Source organism: Salipiger sp. HF18 (assembly GCF_011806505.1).
Taxonomy (GTDB): domain Bacteria; phylum Pseudomonadota; class Alphaproteobacteria; order Rhodobacterales; family Rhodobacteraceae; genus Salipiger; species Salipiger thiooxidans.
In genome coordinates, this window is record NZ_JAATOS010000713.1 from 1 (window position 1) to 1,570 (window position 1,570).

Here is a 1,570-nt window from a genome sequence, read left to right on the forward strand (position 1 = left end):
CGCTGATCAACAAGATTCTCGGCGAGGACCGGCTGCTGACCGGCCCCGAGGCCGGCATCACCCGCGACGCCATCTCGGTCCGGCTGGACTGGGACGGTACGCCGATGCGGATCTTCGACACCGCCGGCATGCGCAAGCGCGCCAAAATCCAGGAAAAGCTCGAGAAACTCTCGGTCTCCGACGGCCTGCGCGCGGTGAAGTTCGCCGAGGTGGTGGTCGTTCTGCTGGACGCGGCGATCCCCTTCGAGCAGCAGGACCTGCGCATCGCCGACCTCGCCGAGCGCGAGGGACGGGCCGTGGTCGTCGCCGTCAACAAGTGGGACGTCGAAGAGCACAAGCAGGAGAAGCTGCGCGATCTCAAGGAGGCCTTCGACCGGCTGCTGCCGCAGCTTCGCGGTGCGCCGCTGGTGACGGTCTCGGCCAAGACCGGGCGCGGGCTCGACCGGCTCAACGCCGCGATCCTGAAGGCCTGGGAGATATGGAACCGCCGCGTCTCGACCGGCCAGCTCAACCGCTGGCTCGAGGGCATGGTCTCGTCGCACCCGCCGCCCGCGCCGCAGGGCAAGCGCATCAAGCTGCGCTACATGACACAGGCCAAGACCCGGCCGCCGGGGTTCGTGGTGATGTGCTCGCATCCCGACAAGATGCCCGACAGCTACACGCGCTACCTCGTCAACGGCCTGCGCGAGGCCTTCGACATGCCGGGCACGCCGATCCGGCTCTACATGCGCGGGCAGGGCGACCGGAACCCCTACAAGGGCCGCCGCGAGAAGAACGCCGGCGCGCTGAAGAAACACCTCGGCAAGCGCAAGGGCTGAGCCTCGGGCCGGCGGTGCCGTTTTGCAGGCTTCTCCGGTGCATCGGCGACTTGGCTGGCCGACGCTGGACCGGTTCGACTCCGGGCGGGTCCGGGATCGCGGGCAAGGCCACGGGTTTCGGTATCGGTTTCTGTGAATCCCGTCGCCCGGGGCGCGGGTGTTTGCCCCTCGCATGTTCGTGCTCGCCAGGTTCTTCCGTAGAATATTATTCTTATCCAGCGGCTTAGGGAGCGTTTCTAAGGCGAAGTGTCAGGTGGCCGCAGGGCAGGGACGGGCAGGCGCAGGGGCGCTTCCTGAAGTACGCTCGGCCGTTTCACTGCCCCAGCAGGGCCCGCGTCGAGCGGGCCGCACCTTGCACTCCGGGAGCGTTTCGCGGGATAGGACGGCGCAACAACCCGACAGACCCTCGAGAGCCGAAAGCCATCATGTCCCAGACCGATCTTCTCAAGACCGATTGCTCGAAATGCGCGGCACTCTGCTGTCTCGTGCTGACCTTCGACAAGGGCCGGGATTTCGCCTTCGACAAGAACCCCGGTGAGCCCTGCCGGAACCTCGCGGGACACAGCTGCTCGATCCACGACCGGCTGACCGAAGAGGGCATGGCGGGCTGCGTCGCCTATGATTGCCTCGGCGCCGGCAACCGCGTCGTGCAGGAGGTCTTCGCCGGCCAGAGCTGGCGCGACGAACCGCGGCTCACGCGGGTGATGATGGAAGCCTTCATGGCCATGTGCGAGGTCCACAAGCGCATCGAC

1 protein-coding gene and 1 pseudogene are annotated in these 1,570 nt (G+C 67.0%); both read left to right on the top strand.

Annotated features, from left to right (window positions below):
• The coding region (locus HC022_RS26190) for a GTP-binding protein (RefSeq protein WP_167454331.1) at positions 1–818 on the top strand (818 nt) is incomplete at its 5' end.
• Positions 819–1,243: 425 nt separating this feature from the next.
• Positions 1,244–1,570 (top strand): annotated as a pseudogene (locus tag HC022_RS26195) (hypothetical protein); the annotation flags it as partial.